We start from the raw sequence: 15,674 nt of genomic DNA, 5'->3' as shown, positions 1-15,674 counted from the left end.
GTTCAGGTTCGACGCGCTGGAGCGGGTCGTGCCGCTCGGGTACACCGACACGAAGCTCGGCTGCGTCGGGTTCGTCGCCGTCACGTTCAGCACCACGGCCTTGACGCCGGTGGCCGGGACGCCGTCGACGCCCGCCACGGGCAGCGTGACCACGCCGCCGGTACCGACCGGGCCCTTCGGGACGCCGAGACCCTCACGGGTGTCCATCAGGCGCTTCGGGCCGAAGTTGGTCTGCGTGGCGCCCTCGGCGGTCGAGGTGAAGTAACCGGTGATGTCCGCTATCAGGTCGACGGAGCCCTGGTTGTTGAAGAAGCTGACGCTCCCGTTGACGACCGGCACGACCACCAGGTTCGGGATCGTCTTGCCCGGGGTGAAGTTCAGGTTCGACGCGCTGGAGCGGGTCGTGCCGCTCGGGTACACCGACACGAAGCTCGGCTGCGTCGGGTTCGTCGCCGTCACGTTCAGCACCACCGCGGTGGGCGTGCCGCCGGTGGCCGCGGCCACCGGCAGGGTGACCACTTCGCCGGTACCGACCGGGCCCTGGCGGACGCCGAGGCCCTCACGGGTGTCCATCAGGCGCTTGGGGGCGAGGGGGACGAACCTGGCACCCTTGACGTCCGCGTCGACCTTGACGGCGAGACTCGTGGAGACCTTGCCGTTCGCGGCGGTCGCGCGGACCCGTACCTCGTGGCTGCCGTCGGTCAGGACCGCCGTCGCCTTGCGGGCCGAGGCATCGGTGACCGCGACGGCCGCGCCGTCGACCAGCACCTCGAACTTGCTCAGCTGGCCGCTGACCGTGCTGGTGGTCCAGTCGACGGTCAGGGCGGCGCCGCTGGGGTAGGCGCCGCCCGGCGTGGCCGGCGCCCCGTTCACCGAGGCGATCTTCAGCTGGGCCGCGGGGCCCGTCTTGCGGAGCGCTTCCAGCTGCGGGTAGAGCGAGTTGCCCGGGCACTGGGTGTTGAAGCCGTCGCGGTGACCCGAGAGCGTCTTGAACTCGTACGTCTGCCCGGCGGTGTAGCTCTTGCCGGTGAAGTTGGTCTGGGTGGCGCCGGCGGTCAGCGTCGTCGTGCCGTTCATGTCGCCGTCGTACTGACCCAGCTTGTAGGCCGCGACCTTGGAGATGCCGTCGAGCGCGGCGGCCGAGGCGCCCGCGTTCGTGTAGTCGCCGAGCACGGAGACGCTCGTCGACTCGGAGTTCCAGCCGTAGGTGTGCGCGCCCTGGACGGGCTGGTCCACACCGCCCTGGCGTCCCTCGAAGATCGTTCCGCACTTGTCGACGAGGAAGTTGTATCCGAGGTCGCGCCACCCGTTGGACTTCACGTGGTAGACGTGCAGACCACGGACGATGGCCGCGGACTCGGAGCACTCGTACGGTGCGGTGGACGCCGTGTGGTGGACGAAGAGCGCCTTGATCTTCGCTCCGGGCAGGTAGACCGGGCCCTCGTCGTTCAGGGTCTCGTCCGCGCCCCACTGCACGCGCGAGACCACGTCCGGCCGCGGGGCGGTCGATTCCGGTCCCGGCGTCGTCGGCGCGGGGTCCACCGCGGGCAGGCCGAAGGCGGCCGGCCCGAGACTCAGGTTGCCCTTCTTCTTGGCCTTCGCGGCGCCGGCGCCCGGGTCCACGAGGTTCAGTTCCATGCCGGCGGGCAGTTCGGAGCCGGCGGCCACCCGCACTTCGGCGCCGTCGGACGGGCCCACCCAGACGGGCTCGGTGGCACCGCGCAGGCCGGGGCGCTTGCCGTCGAGGCCGGACTCGGCCTGCTCCAGCACGATCCACTTCGACCACTTGCCGCTGTCGGCGTCGCGGGTGCGGGCCTCGATCTTCCCCTTCACATCGGCCTCGGGGTCGGCCCACGAGACGCCGAGGAGACCGAAGGGCTCCGTGCCCTGCTGCGAAAGGACGGCCTGGCCCTTGCCCTTGGGCTTCAGGGCGAGCTTGTGCAGCTCCCCTGCGACGGGACCCTTCTCGCGGGCGCCGGCGCTGTACGGCGACACCTCTGCCTCGTCGGAGGAGCCCGTGCCGTTGGCGACGCCCTGGATGCCGAGAACCGTCACGACACCGAGCGCGGCGGCCAGTGCCGTCCCGCGCACACGACCTAGTTTCAAGTTGTCCCCAACCCCTGTTGTGACTCCGTCAGAAGTCATCGCTGACCGGCCGGATGCTACTGGCCCCCTCTGTCGGGTCGAACAGGGGGGTGGGTCTCGAACGAACAGGGGTGCGGATACACGAGAGCCCCCGGTCCGCAGCGAACTGCAGCCCGGGGGCCCTCAATTGGGGCGAAGGGTTACTTCTTCGCCTCCTCTTCCTTCTTCTTCTGCTCCATCTTCTGCAGCTCCTCCGGCGGCGCCTTGCGGCCGCAGACGGCCGGCCAGTTCACGGGGTTGATACCGCCGCACCAGATGTACCCGCGGTCGGGGTTCTGGCGCCACTCCCTCGTCACGATGTCCTGGCAGTTCTTGGTCGGTGCGTAGCGCGGGCAGTTGCCGTCGGCCTTCTTGATGATGTGGGCCCGGTAGGCGTCGATGCCCATCGACATCTCGTTGTTCTGCGGCATGTACCGGTTGACCGACCAGGAGGCGCCCATCGTGGCGAACAGCGCGATGGCGCACACCATGCCGGCGGCGAGCTGCGCGACCACGCGCCGGGGAACGACCCGGGCGCCCGGCGCGGCGCCGCTCGGCCGCAGCGTGCGCTCGGCCCAGCCGGAGCCCCGGTAGACCACGGCCATCATGCCGAGGACGGCCAGGATCATCAGGCAGTACATGATGATCCAGGTGGTGCGCGGATAGAGCTGCACGGCCTTGTCGTGCGCCATGTGCGAGGCGAACCAGAAGCGGGCCAGCCAGGCGCCGGCCAGCGTGGCGGCGGCGGTCAGGACCATGATGTTGCGCAGGGCCAGGCCGACGCCCAGGCCCACGGCGAACAGCAGCAGCAGGGCGAAGCCGCTCTGACCCGCCATCTCACCGGCTGCCGGCCAGGTCTGGTACTCCAGCGTGCCGGACCGGTCGGACACCCAGCCCAGCACGTACGCCGGGTCCACGTACACGGCCAGGAAGCCGTAGCGGTCCGGGTGCTGGGAACCGAGCCGGGCCATCTGGTAGATCAGCGGTGCGCCGACGAGACCGGCCGTCAGCAGGGTGACTCCGACGAACGCGGCGGCCCGCTTGACGACCGTCGCACCGGCGCGCCACGGGAAGAGGAACAGCGCCAGCAGGCCGACACCGGGCGCGGCCCAGACGTACCAGCCGGAGTACCACAGGAAGACCACGCCGAAGACGAGGCCGAGGACCGCGCCGCGCAGCAGCGTCCCGCGCAGCGGCCGCTCGCCGGCACGGCGCATCTCGCGCAGGCAGTAGCCGAGCAGCGGCAGCAGCACGAGCATGCTGGCGTGGCTGTACGGACGGATCGGGTCCATGAACAGCACGGCCGACGGCACGGCGATCAGCAGCGCCCAGAACGGCCGGAGCAGCAGCCGCCAGGCCAGGTACGTCATCGGGCCCGCGACGGCGGTGAAGAAGATCTGGAAGTCCTTGAGGGCGAACCCGGTGCCGCCGGGGACGTCGTAGCGGATCTTCGCCCAGACGGCCATCAGACCGGGGAAGAGGGGCGGGTAGATGCCCGACATGCCCTCCCCGCGCAGGAACGAGTTGGCCATGTCGATCAGGGCGCCCGGGTCGCCCTCCTGGCCGCCGAGACCCCAGGGCGTACTGCGCAGGGCGACGACCACGCCGCCCGCCACCACGCCGGTGGCGAGCCCCGCCAGGGCGGCGCACACCAGGCGCTTCGCCACCTGGTGGCGGCGCAGCGTGCCGCGGTAGGCGGTGTACAGCAGGACCGCGAGCAGCGGCAGGCCGAGTACGGCCACGTACTGCTGGAGCTTGGCGAGACCGCTGACCTGCCCGATGCGGACGACCGGGTTCACGCTGATGTGCGTGCTCAGCAGCGTGAACCCGAGGGCCGCCACCATACTGACCACGGCCTCGGCCAGCGGGAGCACCCACCGCCGGGACGGCCACGCCCGGCTCCGCGAGGTGGACGGTCGGCCCTTCCCTTCCGCCGACTCGGCGGGCCGCTGCGTCGGGGCGCCGGCCTCACCGACCTCCCCGGGGGCCAGGTGTGTCATGTCAGTCCGTTCGTGGTGGGCGGTGTCGGCTCAGTTCTGGCCGGAGGTGAACACGTGCTTCGCCAGGGTGCGGGCACCCTCCTTGTGTCCTCGGCGCAGTGCGCCGGGGAGCATGGTGAGCGCGTGCAGGCGGGAGGCGCTGTGGAAGCGCGCCGCGCGGGCCGCCTTCGGCCAGCCGCGGGTCTCCATGCGGTCGGCCACCGCGGAGAAGTACCGTTCGGCCTCGACGAAGCGGGTGCCGGAGAAGGCCTGGACCGAGGACTCGCTGACGGCGTGCCGGCGGTACTGGAAGACGGTGGTGGAGTTGTCGATGACCATCTCCTCGCCGCCTTCGAGCAGGTCGATCACGAGCGCCAGATCCTGGATCACCGAGTAGTCGTCCCGGAAGTTCACCTTGCGCAGCACCTCGCCGCGCCAGGCGATGGACGGGAAGTAGAGCCAGTTGCCGCGCAGCACGCTGGCGGCCAGCTCCTCGCCGCCCATCAGCCGGCGGCCCTTCACCTGCGGGGAGTAGAGCCGCTGCTTGGTGTTGTCCGCCAGTCCCTGCGTCACCCGGCCGTCGCCGTCGATCACCTCGACGCCGGGCTGGACCATGCCGACGCCCGGGTGGGCCCCGATGATCCCGCGGACGGTCTCCAGGTAGTGCGGGTGCAGCAGGTCGTCGCAGCCCATGATGACCACGTAGTCGGCCTCGGAGAGCCGCACGCACTTCTGGAAGTTCTTGGTGATGCCGACGTTCTGCTCGTTGCGCGTGTAGTGCACCCGGTCGTCGCCGAGCTGCTCGAACCAGCCGGGTACGTCCGGCTCCTTGCCGTCGTCGATCACGACGAGGCGGAAGTCCGGGTCCGTCTGCGCCAGGATGCTGCGGACGGCGTCCTGCATCAGCTGCACGTCCCCGTAGTAGGGGAGCATAAAGTCGAAGGTCACCACGGAGCTTCAGGCCTTCACGGAGTCGGAGTCGGCGGCGGCGTCGGCAGAGGCAGCGGAAACGGAAGCGGAAGCGGCGGGGTCGTCCTGCCCGAGGCGCTCGTCGTTGTGCCGCAGGCCCTCGTTGATGGCCACCGTCCGCGCCAGGTCGGTGATCTTCTTCTCCAGCGAACGGAAGCGCAGGAAGGTGTTGAGCGTGAGGAAGCCCATCGCGAGCACCATCACGTAGAGCACCAGGTCGGTGCCTCGTCCGACGCCGAGCTGCTGGGCGAGCCAGGTGACGTCCGTGGGACGGAGCACCGCGTAGACGTTGACGACGACGAACGCCGAGAACGCTATGCGCTTCCACGCGCGGTTCTTCGCCTGGCCCCAGGTCCGGATGAACATCAGTGCCATGGACACCGAGCCGACGATCAGCAGCAGCTGAATCCAGAAGTACTTCATCGACGCCCACGCTCCCGCAGCGAAATGTCAAAAAGGATGTTGACGCCGTTGATCAGGGACTGACCCTTGGCGCGTGAGTAGTCGGTGTAGAGGATGTCCACCGGTACCTCGGTGACGCGCAGCGAGGAGCCGGCGAGGAAGCCGACCAGTTCGGACGCGTGGGCCATGCCGTTCATGGTGATGTTCAGCTGCTCGGCCGCCTCACGGCCCAGCACCCGCAGGCCGTTGTGCGCGTCGGTGAGCTTCAGCTTGCGCGCGGTCGGGCTGACGGCGGCGGCCGTGCGCAGCACGACCTGCTTGATCCACGGCACTTGGCCGTTCTGTTCGATGAAGCGGGAGCCGAGCACCACGTCGGCCTCGTCGCGGCGCAGCACCGCGACCATCGTCTCGACGTCCTTGGTCTGGTGCTGACCGTCGGCGTCGAAGGTGGCGAAGTAGCGGGCGCCGGGCTGGGCGAGCGCGTACGTGAGGCCGGTCTGCAGGGCCGCGCCCTGGCCGAGGTTGACCGGGTGGCGCACCAGGTGGGCGCCGGTCGTGGCTATGTGCTTGGCCGAGTCGTCGGTGCTGCCGTCGTCGACGACGACGATGTTGGGGAACGTCTTGCGGGCCCCCTCGACCACGTCGGCGATCACCTGGCCCTCGTTATAGGCCGGTATGACCAGCCAGACATCGTCGTAATCGGACACGGTAGCTCCAGCGGAACGGGGCACAAACGAGTGCTCGGTGATCGGTGTGACGTCGGGGGCCGGCACGGTCATTTCCCGACCGCCCCCACACCCGGGCTGCTTGCGTCGGCCAGCTGCCGGGGGCCTTCACCGGCTGCCGCGGCGGCTCCGGGGAAGCTCAGCCTCAGGGCTGCCAGCATAGCGAGCACGGTGGCGAGGGAACCGAGAGCGTAGGCAACGATCACGCGTACGGCCACATCGCCCGGGATCAGGGTGATGCCCACCAGGACCGCGGTACCGACGGCCCAGCAGAGCAGCTGCAGGTTGTGCCGCTTGAATACCATGAGCGCCTGTCCGAGCACCATCGCGAACATGTACGCCACGGTTCCGGCGGACAGCAGGAAGAAGTCGAGGCGGCCCAGCGCTGATTCCTCGACGCCGAAGAGCACCTCGATGAGCCAGGGACCGAGGGCCGTGGCCGGCACGCCGCCGAGCAGGCCGAGCGCTCCGACGACCATGCCGATCCGGCGGAGCATCGCCCAGAAGGCCACCCGGTCGCCGGCCGTGAAGGCGGCGGTCAGGCCGCTGAGCAGCGAGGCCTGGAGCGAGCCGAAGACGAAGAGCGGCACCCGCGCAAGGACCGTCGCGCTCATCAGCGACGCGATCAGCGCGCTGTCGGCGGGAGCCAGCAGCTTGGTGCTCATGACGCCCGCGTTGACGACCACCTGGGACAGCAGGGTCGCGCAGACGAGCAGGCCGAGCCCGTTGCACAGGTCCCGCCAGGCGATCGGCTCTCCCGGTCCGACCGCGCGCAGCAGGGTGGGCAGCGTCACCAGGGTCGCGGCGATGGGCGCCACGGCCAGGATGAGGCTGAAGGCCAGGGCGGAGTGCAGCCCGAACACCGCGCAGCCGAAGGCGAGCACGATCCGCAGGCCGCCGTCGACGGCGAGCTGGGTACCGTACGCGCCGAACCGGCCGAGGCCGGCCAGCACACCGCGGGTGAGGTAGCAGACGGCCATGCCGGTGAACGCCCCGGCGAGCGCCGCCACCAGGGCGCGGTCGCCGTGGAACAACAGGTCCGCGATCGGGCCGGCGCCGAGACCGAGGATGAGCAGGGTCGCACCGAGGATGCCCGCGGTGAGCAGGGCGGCCCGGCGCAGCACCGGGGCGGCGCCCTGGCCCAGGACCACACGGGCGGAGACGATCCGGGTCAGTTCCTGCTCGATGGGGAAGAAGACGCCGATCCCGATGGACATCACGATCGTCCACAGCACCGACACGTTCGCGTAGCCCGCCTCGGGCAGGCTGTGACCGGCCACGCCCAGGTGGACGTACGAGGCCGCGCCGAGCACGACGGTGCCGCCGGCCACCGCGACGGTGCCCGGCGGCAGCGCCGCGCTCAGCTTGTTCAGCAGGGCTTTCATCCCGCTCGGCCGTCCCGCGCCTGGTCGGCCAGTGCGGTGAAGCCGGGAGCGGTCAGCGCCTCGGCCAGCTGTTCGCGCCAGTCGGCCAGCGGGGGCAGCCCGGCCTCGGCCCAGCGGTCGTGCCCGAGCACGCTGAACGCGGGGCGGACGGCGGGGCGGACGTACGCGTCGGAGGTGGTCGGCCGGATCCGCTCGGGGTCGAGGCCGCTCAGCCGGTAGGTCTCCCGGGCCAGCCCCATCCACGTGGTCCGGCCGCCGGCGGTGCCGTGGTAGACGCCGCCCGGGGCCTTGCCGTCGAGCGCGGCCTGGCCGAGCGCGACCAGGTGACGGGCCAGCGCGTAGGACCAGGTGGGCTGGCCGTGCTGGTCGTCGACCACGTCGAGCGAGTCGCGCAGGGCGGCCAGCTTCAGCATGGTGGCGACGAAGTTGTGGCCGTGCTCGCCGTACAGCCAGGCGCTGCGGACGACGTAGCCGTCCTGCGGCAGCACCTCTGCCACGGCCTGCTCGCCGACCAGCTTGGTGCGCCCGTAGGCGTTGACCGGGCCGGTCGCGGCGTCCTCGCGGTACGGCTGCGAGGCGTCGCCGGGCAGCACGTAGTCGGTGGAGATGTGGAGCAGGCGCGCGCCTGCGGCGGCGCAGGCCTCCGCGAGGACGCGTACGGCGGTGCCGTTGACGGCGGTTGCGGCCTCTTCTGCGGTCTCCGCGCCGTCCACGTCCGTCCAGGCGGCGCAGTTGACGACCACCGCGACGTCCTCGACGGCGGCGCGGACCGCGGCCGGGTCGGTGATGTCGAGGTCCGTGCGTCCGAGGCCGACGGCCTCGATGCCGGCGTCCTTGAGCGCGGTCAGGACGTCCTGGCCGAGCATCCCGGCGGCGCCGGTGACGAGCCAGCGCCGTGCGGAGGCGTTCCCGGGGTGCGTGCTCACTTCTGCAGGGCCGCCTTCGCCTTCAGCGGCTCCCACCAGGCGCGGTTCTCGCGGTACCAGTCGATGGTGGCCTTGATGCCGTCCTCGAAGGTGACCTGCGGGACGTAGCCCAGCTCGGCGCCGATCTTGCTGATGTCGATGGAGTAGCGGAGGTCGTGGCCCTTGCGGTCCTCGACCGGCTCGACCATCTCCCAGCCGAGGCCCGCGGCCTCCAGCAGGACGCCGGTGAGCTCCTTGTTGGTGAGCTCGGTGCCGCCGCCGATGTTGTAGACCTCGCCGGCGCGGCCCTTGCGCATGGCCAGGTCGATGCCGCGGCAGTGGTCGGAGACGTGCAGCCAGTCGCGGACGTTGCCGCCGTTGCCGTACAGCGGGACCTTCTTGCCGTCCATCAGGTTCGAGACGAACAGCGGGATGACCTTCTCCGGGAACTGGTAGTGCCCGTAGTTGTTGGAGCAGCGGGTGACGACGACGTCCATGCCGTGGGTGCGGTGGTAGGCCAGCGCCAGCAGGTCGGACGACGCCTTGGAGGCGGAGTAGGGGGAGTTCGGCACCAGCGGCCACTCCTCCGTCCAGGAGCCCTCGCTGATCGAGCCGTAGACCTCGTCGGTGGAGATGTGGACGAAGCGGCCGACGCCGTGCTTGCGGGCGGAGTCCAGCAGGACCTGGGTGCCCACGACGTTGGTCATCACGAACGGGCCCGCGCCGGCGATCGAGCGGTCCACATGGGACTCGGCGGCGAAGTGCACGACGACGTCGTGGCCGGGCATGACCTGGTCGACGGCCTCCGCGTCGCAGATGTCGCCCTTGACGAAGGTGTATCCCGGGTGATCCGCGACCGGCGCCAGATTCGCTTCGACACCGGAGTAGGTCAGCTTGTCGAAGACCGTGATCCGGGCCGAGGCATCTGCACCGAGCTGCTGGCGGACGAATTCTGAACCGATGAAGCCGGCGCCGCCGGTCACGAGGATGCGCATAATACGAAGAGTCTAGCGGCCTGCCGAACGTCACATTCCCTTGGCTCGGCTCCCCCGCATGCTCTCGCATAGGGTTCACCCATGCGTGGAATCCTTTTGGCCGGTGGCACCGGATCGCGACTCTGGCCGTTGACCCGGGCCGTTTCGAAGCAGCTGCTGCCCGTCTTCGACAAGCCGATGATCTATTACCCCCTCTCCACCCTGGTGATGGCGGGCATCAGCGAAATCCTGATCATCACCACCCCGGAAGACCGCGACCAGTTCGAGCGACTGCTCGGCGACGGTTCGCAGTTCGGCCTGCGGCTGGAGTACGCCGTCCAGGAGCGTCCGGAGGGCATCGCCCAGGCGTTCGTCCTCGGTGCCGACTTCATCGGTGACGAGTCCGTCGCGCTCATCCTGGGCGACAACATCTTCCACGGCAGCGGCCTCGGCACCCGCCTCGCCCAGCACACCGGCGCCAAGGGCGGCCGTGTGTTCGCGTACCCCGTGGCGGACCCCACGGCGTACGGCGTGGTCGAGTTCGACGAGAAGGGCCAGGCCATCTCCATCGAGGAGAAGCCGGTCAAGCCCAAGTCCCGCTACGCCGTGCCGGGCCTGTACTTCTACGACAACCAGGTCGTCGAGATAGCCAAGGGCCTGAAGCCCAGCGCCCGCGGCGAGCTGGAGATCACCGCCGTCAACGACGCGTACCTCCAGGCCGGTGAGCTCAATGTCACCATCCTCGACCGTGGTACCGCCTGGCTGGACACCGGCACCTTCGTCTCGATGGTGCAGGCCTCCGAGTTCGTCCGTGTGATCGAGGAGCGTCAGGGCTTCAAGATCGGCTGCATCGAGGAGGCGGCCTGGCGGGCCGGCCTGATCGACTCCGCGCAACTGCGCGCGCTCGCCGAACCGCTGACGAAGAGCGGCTACGGCGACTACCTGCTGACGCTGCTCGACGAGGAGAACGCCCGATGAAGTTCCGCGAGCTCTCCATCGCGGGCGCCTTCGAGGTCACCCCGCAGCTGCACGGCGACCCGCGCGGCCTGTTCACCGAGTGGTACCGCTTCGACCGGCTGGCCGAGGTCGTCGGCCACCCGCTGAACCTGGCACAGGCGAACCTCTCGGTCTCCGCCGCGGGCGTGGTCCGCGGCATCCACTTCGCCGACGTGCCGCGCGGCCAGGCGAAGTACATCACCTGCGTACGCGGCGCCGCGCTCGACGTCGTCGTGGACCTGCGGGTCGGCTCCCCCACCTTCGGTGAGTGGGAGGGCGTCCTCCTCGACGACGTGGACCGCCGTGCCGTCTACATCCCCGAGGGCTTCGGCCACGGCTTCTGCGCGCTGAGCGACGACGCCACGCTGTCCTACCTCTGCTCGGAGACGTACAACCCGACCGGCGAGCACGGCGTGCACCCGCTGGACCCGGAACTGGGCATCGAGTGGCCGGCCGAGGTCCCGCAGCTGTCCGCCCGCGACGAGGCCGCGCCGTCGCTGGCCGACGCCATCGCGTCCGGGCTGCTGCCCGACTACGCCGCCTGTGTCGAGTTCACCGAGTCCCTGCGCGTGAGCTGACCCACCGCCGCACGCGAAGAGGGCCGCACCCCGGACGGGGGTGCGGCCCTCTCTCGTACCCGGCGGTGGTGTGCTCGCCGGGTACGGGCGGCGCGGCCGGCAACGCCGAAGGGCCCCGCCCCACCGCCGAAGCGATGGGCCGGGGCCCTTCAGTGCAACTTGGTGCCCGCTTGAGCGAACTACCAGGTCAGAACTCGAATTACTTCGAGATCTTGGTGACCTGGCCGGCGCCCACGGTACGACCACCCTCACGGATGGCGAACTTCAGGCCCTCCTCCATGGCGACCGGCTGGATCAGCGCGACCGTCATCTCGGTGTTGTCGCCCGGCATGACCATCTCCGTGCCGGCCGGCAGGGTGACGACACCCGTGACGTCCGTGGTACGGAAGTAGAACTGCGGACGGTAGTTGTTGAAGAAGGGGGTGTGACGGCCACCCTCGTCCTTCGACAGGATGTAGGCCTGGGCCTCGAACTCGGTGTGCGGGGTGACCGAACCGGGCTTGATGATGACCTGGCCGCGCTCGACGTCCTCGCGCTTGATGCCACGGAGGAGCAGACCGACGTTCTCGCCCGCCTGGCCCTCGTCGAGGAGCTTGCGGAACATCTCGATACCGGTGACCGTGGTGGTGGTCTTCTCTTCCTTGATACCGATGATGTCGACGGTCTCGTTGACCTTCAGGACACCACGCTCGATACGGCCGGTGACGACCGTACCGCGACCGGTGATCGTGAAGACGTCCTCGACGGGCATGAGGAACGGCTTCTCGGTGTCACGCGGCGGGGTCGGGATGGCCTCGTCGACGGCAGCCATGAGGCCGAGAAGCTTCTCGCCCCACTCCTTGTCGCCCTCGAGGGCCTTCAGCGCGGAGACGCGGACGACCGGAAGGTCGTCGCCCGGGAACTCGTACTCGGAGAGCAGCTCACGGACCTCGAGCTCGACGAGCTCCAGGATCTCCTCGTCGTCCACCATGTCGGCCTTGTTCAGGGCGACGACGATGTAGGGGACGCCGACCTGGCGGGCCAGGAGCACGTGCTCCTTGGTCTGCGGCATCGGGCCGTCGGTGGCGGCGACCACGAGGATCGCGCCGTCCATCTGCGCGGCACCGGTGATCATGTTCTTGATGTAGTCCGCGTGACCCGGGCAGTCGACGTGGGCGTAGTGACGCGCCTCGGTCTGGTACTCGACGTGCGCGATGGAGATGGTGATACCGCGCTGGCGCTCCTCAGGAGCCTTGTCGATCTGGTCGAAGGCCGAGGCCTCGTTCAGGTCCGGGTACGCGTCGTGCAGCACCTTGGTAATGGCGGCCGTGAGGGTCGTCTTACCGTGGTCAATGTGACCGATGGTGCCGATGTTGACGTGCGGCTTAGTCCGCTCGAACTTCGCCTTCGCCACGGGGGTCCTCCTGGAGAGTGGTTCTGTACGCCTTACAGATCGGCGCCAGGTGATCTTTGCTGGAAAGCCGGCCGGTCCCGGGGCAACAAGAGTGTTGCTCCTGTTGCCCCAGAGGCTGCCGGTGACAAGCCTAAAGCGTGAACTCCGAAGAGTTACTCGCCCTTGGCCTTCGCGATGATCTCCTCAGCGACGTTCCGGGGAACCTCGGCGTAGGAGTCGAACTGCATCGAGTAGCTGGCGCGACCCGAGGTCTTGCTGCGGAGGTCTCCGACGTAGCCGAACATCTCCGAAAGGGGCACGAGGCCCTTCACGACGCGAGCGCCGTGACGCTCCTCCATGGCCTGGATCTGGCCACGGCGGGAGTTGATGTCGCCGATGACGTCACCCATGTAGTCCTCGGGCGTGGTGACCTCTACGGCCATCATCGGCTCGAGGAGCACGGGCGAAGCCTTGCGCGCGGCCTCCTTGAAGGCCTGCGAACCGGCGATCTTGAACGCGAGCTCGGAGGAGTCGACCTCGTGGTAGCCACCGTCGAGAAGCGTGACGCGAACGCCCGTCATCTCGTACCCGGCCAGGATGCCGAACTGCATGGCCTCCTGCGCACCGGCGTCGACCGAAGGGATGTACTCCTTCGGGACGCGTCCACCGGTGACCTTGTTCACGAACTCGTACGCCGGACCGTCGGTCTCGGTGATGGGCTCGATCGCGATCTGCACCTTGGCGAACTGACCGGTACCACCGGTCTGCTTCTTGTGGGTGTAGTCGTGACGCTCGACGGCCTTGCGGATCGTCTCACGGTACGCGACCTGCGGCTTGCCGACGTTGGCCTCGACCTTGAACTCGCGCTTCATACGGTCGACCAGCACCTCGAGGTGCAGCTCGCCCATACCGCCGAGGATGGTCTGGCCCGTCTCCTCGTCCGAGTGAACGTGGAAGGAGGGGTCCTCCTCCGCGAGACGCTGGATGGCGACACCCAGCTTCTCCTGGTCACCCTTGGACTTGGGCTCGATGGCGACCTGGATGACCGGAGCCGGGAAGTCCATGGACTCCAGGATCACGGGCGCCTTGTCGTCACACAGCGTCTCACCGGTGGTGGTCTGCTTCAGACCCATGACGGCGACGATGTCACCGGCGCCCACCGCGGCGATCTCCTCACGCTTGTTCGCGTGCATGCGGTAGATCTTGCCGATGCGCTCCTTCTTGCCCTTGACGGAGTTCAGCACCGCAGTGCCGGCCTCCAGGCGGCCCGAGTAAACCCGGACGAAGGTGAGCTTGCCGAGGTGCGGGTCGCTCATGATCTTGAACGCCAGAGCCGCGAGCGGCTCCTCGTCGGAGGGCTTGCGCTTCACGACGACCTCGGCGTCGCGGACGTCGTGGCCCTCGATGGCCTCGATGTCCAGCGGCGACGGCAGGTAGCGGACGACGGCGTCGAGCAGGGGCTGAACACCCTTGTTCTTGAACGCCGTGCCACAGAACACCGCGGTGATCGTGGGCTCGCCCTTGCCCTTGCCCGAGTTCAGGATGATGCGACGCACGGCGGCGTGCAGCTGCTCCACGGACGGCTCTTCGCCGCCGAGGTACAGCTCCATGATCTCGTCGTCGTTCTCGGCGACGGTCTCGATGAGCTTCCCGCGCCACTCTTCAGCGGCCTCGGTGTGCGTGTCGGGGATGTCGACGATGTCGTACATCTCGCCCTTGGTCGCCTCGGCGGACCAGACGAACGCCTTCATGGTGACCAGGTCGACAACGCCCTGGAAGTCCATCTCGGCACCGATGGGGAGCTGCATGACGATCGGAACCGCACCGAGGCGGTCCTTGATCATGTCGACACAGCGGTGGAACTCGGCGCCGGTGCGGTCCAGCTTGTTGACGAAGCAGATGCGCGGCACGCCGTAGCGGTCCGCCTGACGCCAAACGGTCTCGGACTGCGGCTCCACACCGGCGACACCGTCGAACACGGTGACGGCACCGTCGAGGACGCGGAGCGAACGCTCCACCTCGACCGTGAAGTCCACGTGACCCGGGGTGTCGATGATGTTGATGGTGTGGTCGACGTCCTCGAGCGGCCAGTGGCAGGTCGTCGCGGCGGACGTGATCGTGATGCCGCGCTCCTGCTCCTGCTCCATCCAGTCCATCGTGGCAGCGCCGTCGTGGACTTCACCGATCTTGTAAGACACACCGGTGTAGAACAGGATGCGCTCGGTGGTGGTCGTCTTGCCCGCGTCGATGTGAGCCATGATGCCGATGTTGCGCACCTTGGCCAGGTCAAGCGAAGTGGTAGCCATATCGGCTCAGTCTTCTCTCGGTCTCGATGTGGGTTGGGACTACCAGCGGTAGTGCGCGAAGGCCTTGTTGGACTCGGCCATCTTGTGCGTGTCCTCGCGCTTCTTGACGGCAGCGCCAAGACCGTTGGAGGCGTCGAGCAGCTCGTTCATGAGGCGCTCGGTCATGGTCTTCTCACGGCGGGCGCGGGAGTAACCCACGAGCCAGCGGAGGGCCAGGGTCGACTGGCGACCCGGCTTGACCTCGACGGGGACCTGGTAGGTCGCGCCACCGACACGGCGGGACTTGACCTCGAGGGACGGCTTGACGTTCTCCAGCGCGCGCTTCAGCGTGATGACCGGGTCGTTGCCGGTCTTCTCGCGGAGGCCTTCCATGGCGCCGTAAACGATGCGCTCGGCGGTGGAGCGCTTGCCGTTCAGGAGGATCTTGTTGATGAGCGACGTCACCAGAGGAGATGCGTAGACCGGGTCGATGATGACCGGGCGCTTCGGGGCGGGGCCCTTACGAGGCATTCTTACTTCTCCTTCTTGGCGCCGTAGCGGCTGCGGGCCTGCTTGCGGTTCTTGACAGCCTGGGTGTCAAGCGCACCGCGGATGATCTTGTAACGAACACCCGGCAGGTCCTTCACACGGCCACCACGCACGAGCACGATCGAGTGCTCCTGCAGGTTGTGTCCCTCACCCGGAATGTAAGCGGTGACCTCGATGCCGGAGGTCAGACGCACACGCGCGACCTTACGGAGCGCCGAGTTCGGCTTCTTCGGGGTGGTCGTGAACACACGCGTGCAGACGCCGCGACGCTGGGGCGAAGCCTCAAGCGCGGGGGTCTTTGTCTTCTCGACCTTGTCCTGCCGGCCCTTACGGACCAGCTGCTGGATCGTAGGCACTACTTCTCCGGTTTCTGTGTGCCGTGTAGTGAAACTAACCTGGAACATCCCCGACCCACGCGGTCGGGTGTGTCG

Annotated in this window: 14 protein-coding genes; 2 read left to right on the top strand and 12 right to left on the bottom strand. The window is 68.7% G+C overall.

Annotation, left to right across the window (positions count from 1 at the left end):
- From ACWGIF_RS05385 to rfbB, 8 genes are all read right to left on the bottom strand, one after another.
- The coding region (locus ACWGIF_RS05385) for a peptidoglycan recognition protein family protein (RefSeq protein ID WP_453491382.1) at nucleotides 1-2,091 on the bottom strand (2,091 nt) is incomplete at its 3' end.
- Between the two features lie 194 nt (nucleotides 2,092-2,285).
- Nucleotides 2,286-4,124, bottom strand: a complete 1,839-nt coding sequence (locus ACWGIF_RS05380) for a hypothetical protein (protein ID WP_453491379.1) — start codon at nucleotides 4,122-4,124, stop codon at nucleotides 2,286-2,288.
- Nucleotides 4,125-4,154: 30 nt separating this feature from the next.
- Nucleotides 4,155-5,051, bottom strand: coding sequence for a glycosyltransferase family 2 protein (locus ACWGIF_RS05375; protein ID WP_453491376.1), 897 nt, complete (start codon nucleotides 5,049-5,051; stop codon nucleotides 4,155-4,157).
- A gap of 9 nt (nucleotides 5,052-5,060) precedes the next feature.
- Nucleotides 5,061-5,495 carry a DUF2304 family protein gene (locus tag ACWGIF_RS05370; protein ID WP_453491373.1) on the bottom strand — a complete coding sequence of 145 codons (435 nt, stop codon included), beginning with the start codon at nucleotides 5,493-5,495 and terminating at the stop codon, nucleotides 5,061-5,063.
- A complete protein-coding gene (locus ACWGIF_RS05365) occupies nucleotides 5,492-6,181 on the bottom strand; it encodes a glycosyltransferase family 2 protein (protein WP_453491371.1) in 690 nt (229 codons plus the stop codon). Before ACWGIF_RS05365 ends, ACWGIF_RS05370 begins: the two co-directional genes overlap by 4 nt.
- A gap of 68 nt (nucleotides 6,182-6,249) precedes the next feature.
- Nucleotides 6,250-7,584, bottom strand: coding sequence for a lipopolysaccharide biosynthesis protein (locus ACWGIF_RS05360; RefSeq protein ID WP_453491368.1), 1,335 nt, complete (start codon nucleotides 7,582-7,584; stop codon nucleotides 6,250-6,252).
- Complete coding sequence (rfbD, locus tag ACWGIF_RS05355) at nucleotides 7,581-8,450, bottom strand: dTDP-4-dehydrorhamnose reductase (RefSeq protein ID WP_453491467.1); 870 nt, start codon at nucleotides 8,448-8,450, stop codon at nucleotides 7,581-7,583. The genes ACWGIF_RS05360 and rfbD overlap by 4 nt, the downstream gene beginning before the upstream one ends.
- Nucleotides 8,451-8,506: 56 nt before the next feature.
- Nucleotides 8,507-9,484, bottom strand: a complete 978-nt coding sequence (gene rfbB / locus ACWGIF_RS05350; protein ID WP_453491365.1) for a dTDP-glucose 4,6-dehydratase — start codon at nucleotides 9,482-9,484, stop codon at nucleotides 8,507-8,509.
- Nucleotides 9,485-9,565: 81 nt separating this feature from the next.
- Here rfbB and rfbA point away from each other — a divergent pair, with 81 nt between their 5' ends.
- A complete protein-coding gene (gene rfbA, locus ACWGIF_RS05345; protein ID WP_453491363.1) occupies nucleotides 9,566-10,441 on the top strand; it encodes a glucose-1-phosphate thymidylyltransferase RfbA in 876 nt (291 codons plus the stop codon).
- On the top strand, nucleotides 10,438-11,037 hold the full coding sequence (gene rfbC / locus ACWGIF_RS05340) for a dTDP-4-dehydrorhamnose 3,5-epimerase (RefSeq protein ID WP_453491360.1): 600 nt from the start codon (nucleotides 10,438-10,440) through the stop codon (nucleotides 11,035-11,037). Before rfbA ends, rfbC begins: the two co-directional genes overlap by 4 nt.
- 199 nt (nucleotides 11,038-11,236) lie before the next feature.
- Here the strand turns inward: rfbC and tuf are convergent, their stop codons facing one another.
- The 4 genes from tuf to rpsL all read right to left on the bottom strand — a co-directional run bounded on the left by tuf (nucleotide 11,237) and on the right by rpsL (nucleotide 15,599).
- Nucleotides 11,237-12,430, bottom strand: a complete 1,194-nt coding sequence (gene tuf, locus ACWGIF_RS05335) for an elongation factor Tu (RefSeq protein WP_031146566.1) — start codon at nucleotides 12,428-12,430, stop codon at nucleotides 11,237-11,239.
- 152 nt (nucleotides 12,431-12,582) lie between these two features.
- A complete protein-coding gene (gene fusA, locus ACWGIF_RS05330; protein WP_361754024.1) occupies nucleotides 12,583-14,715 on the bottom strand; it encodes an elongation factor G in 2,133 nt (710 codons plus the stop codon).
- A gap of 39 nt (nucleotides 14,716-14,754) precedes the next feature.
- Nucleotides 14,755-15,225 carry a 30S ribosomal protein S7 gene (gene rpsG / locus ACWGIF_RS05325; RefSeq protein WP_007265894.1) on the bottom strand — a complete coding sequence of 157 codons (471 nt, stop codon included), beginning with the start codon at nucleotides 15,223-15,225 and terminating at the stop codon, nucleotides 14,755-14,757.
- 2 nt (nucleotides 15,226-15,227) lie between these two features.
- Nucleotides 15,228-15,599: a 30S ribosomal protein S12 gene (gene rpsL, locus ACWGIF_RS05320; protein ID WP_007265893.1), complete on the bottom strand. Its 372-nt coding sequence runs from the start codon at nucleotides 15,597-15,599 to the stop codon at nucleotides 15,228-15,230.
- Nucleotides 15,600-15,674 lie beyond the last annotated feature (75 nt).

This window comes from Streptomyces sp. NPDC054849, assembly GCF_053610945.1.
The sequence above is the reverse complement of the archived record's forward strand: the minus strand, read 5'-3'. Positions and strand labels throughout refer to the sequence as shown.

Bases quoted from the DNA above. Each gene is read 5' to 3' on its own strand.
- ACWGIF_RS05380 (WP_453491379.1), bottom strand. From the start codon at position 4,124: ATGACACACCTGGCCCCCGGGGAGGTCGGTGAGGCCGGCGCCCCGACG.
- ACWGIF_RS05370 (WP_453491373.1), bottom strand. From the start codon at position 5,495: ATGAAGTACTTCTGGATTCAGCTGCTGCTGATCGTCGGCTCGGTGTCC.
- ACWGIF_RS05360 (WP_453491368.1), bottom strand. From the start codon at position 7,584: ATGAAAGCCCTGCTGAACAAGCTGAGCGCGGCGCTGCCGCCGGGCACC.
- rfbD (WP_453491467.1), bottom strand. From the start codon at position 8,450: ATGCTCGGCCAGGACGTCCTGACCGCGCTCAAGGACGCCGGCATCGAG.
- rfbB (WP_453491365.1), bottom strand. From the start codon at position 9,484: ATGCGCATCCTCGTGACCGGCGGCGCCGGCTTCATCGGTTCAGAATTC.
- rfbA (WP_453491363.1), top strand. From the start codon at position 9,566: ATGCGTGGAATCCTTTTGGCCGGTGGCACCGGATCGCGACTCTGGCCG.
- rfbC (WP_453491360.1), top strand. From the start codon at position 10,438: ATGAAGTTCCGCGAGCTCTCCATCGCGGGCGCCTTCGAGGTCACCCCG.
- fusA (WP_361754024.1), bottom strand. From the start codon at position 14,715: ATGGCTACCACTTCGCTTGACCTGGCCAAGGTGCGCAACATCGGCATC.
- rpsG (WP_007265894.1), bottom strand. From the start codon at position 15,225: ATGCCTCGTAAGGGCCCCGCCCCGAAGCGCCCGGTCATCATCGACCCG.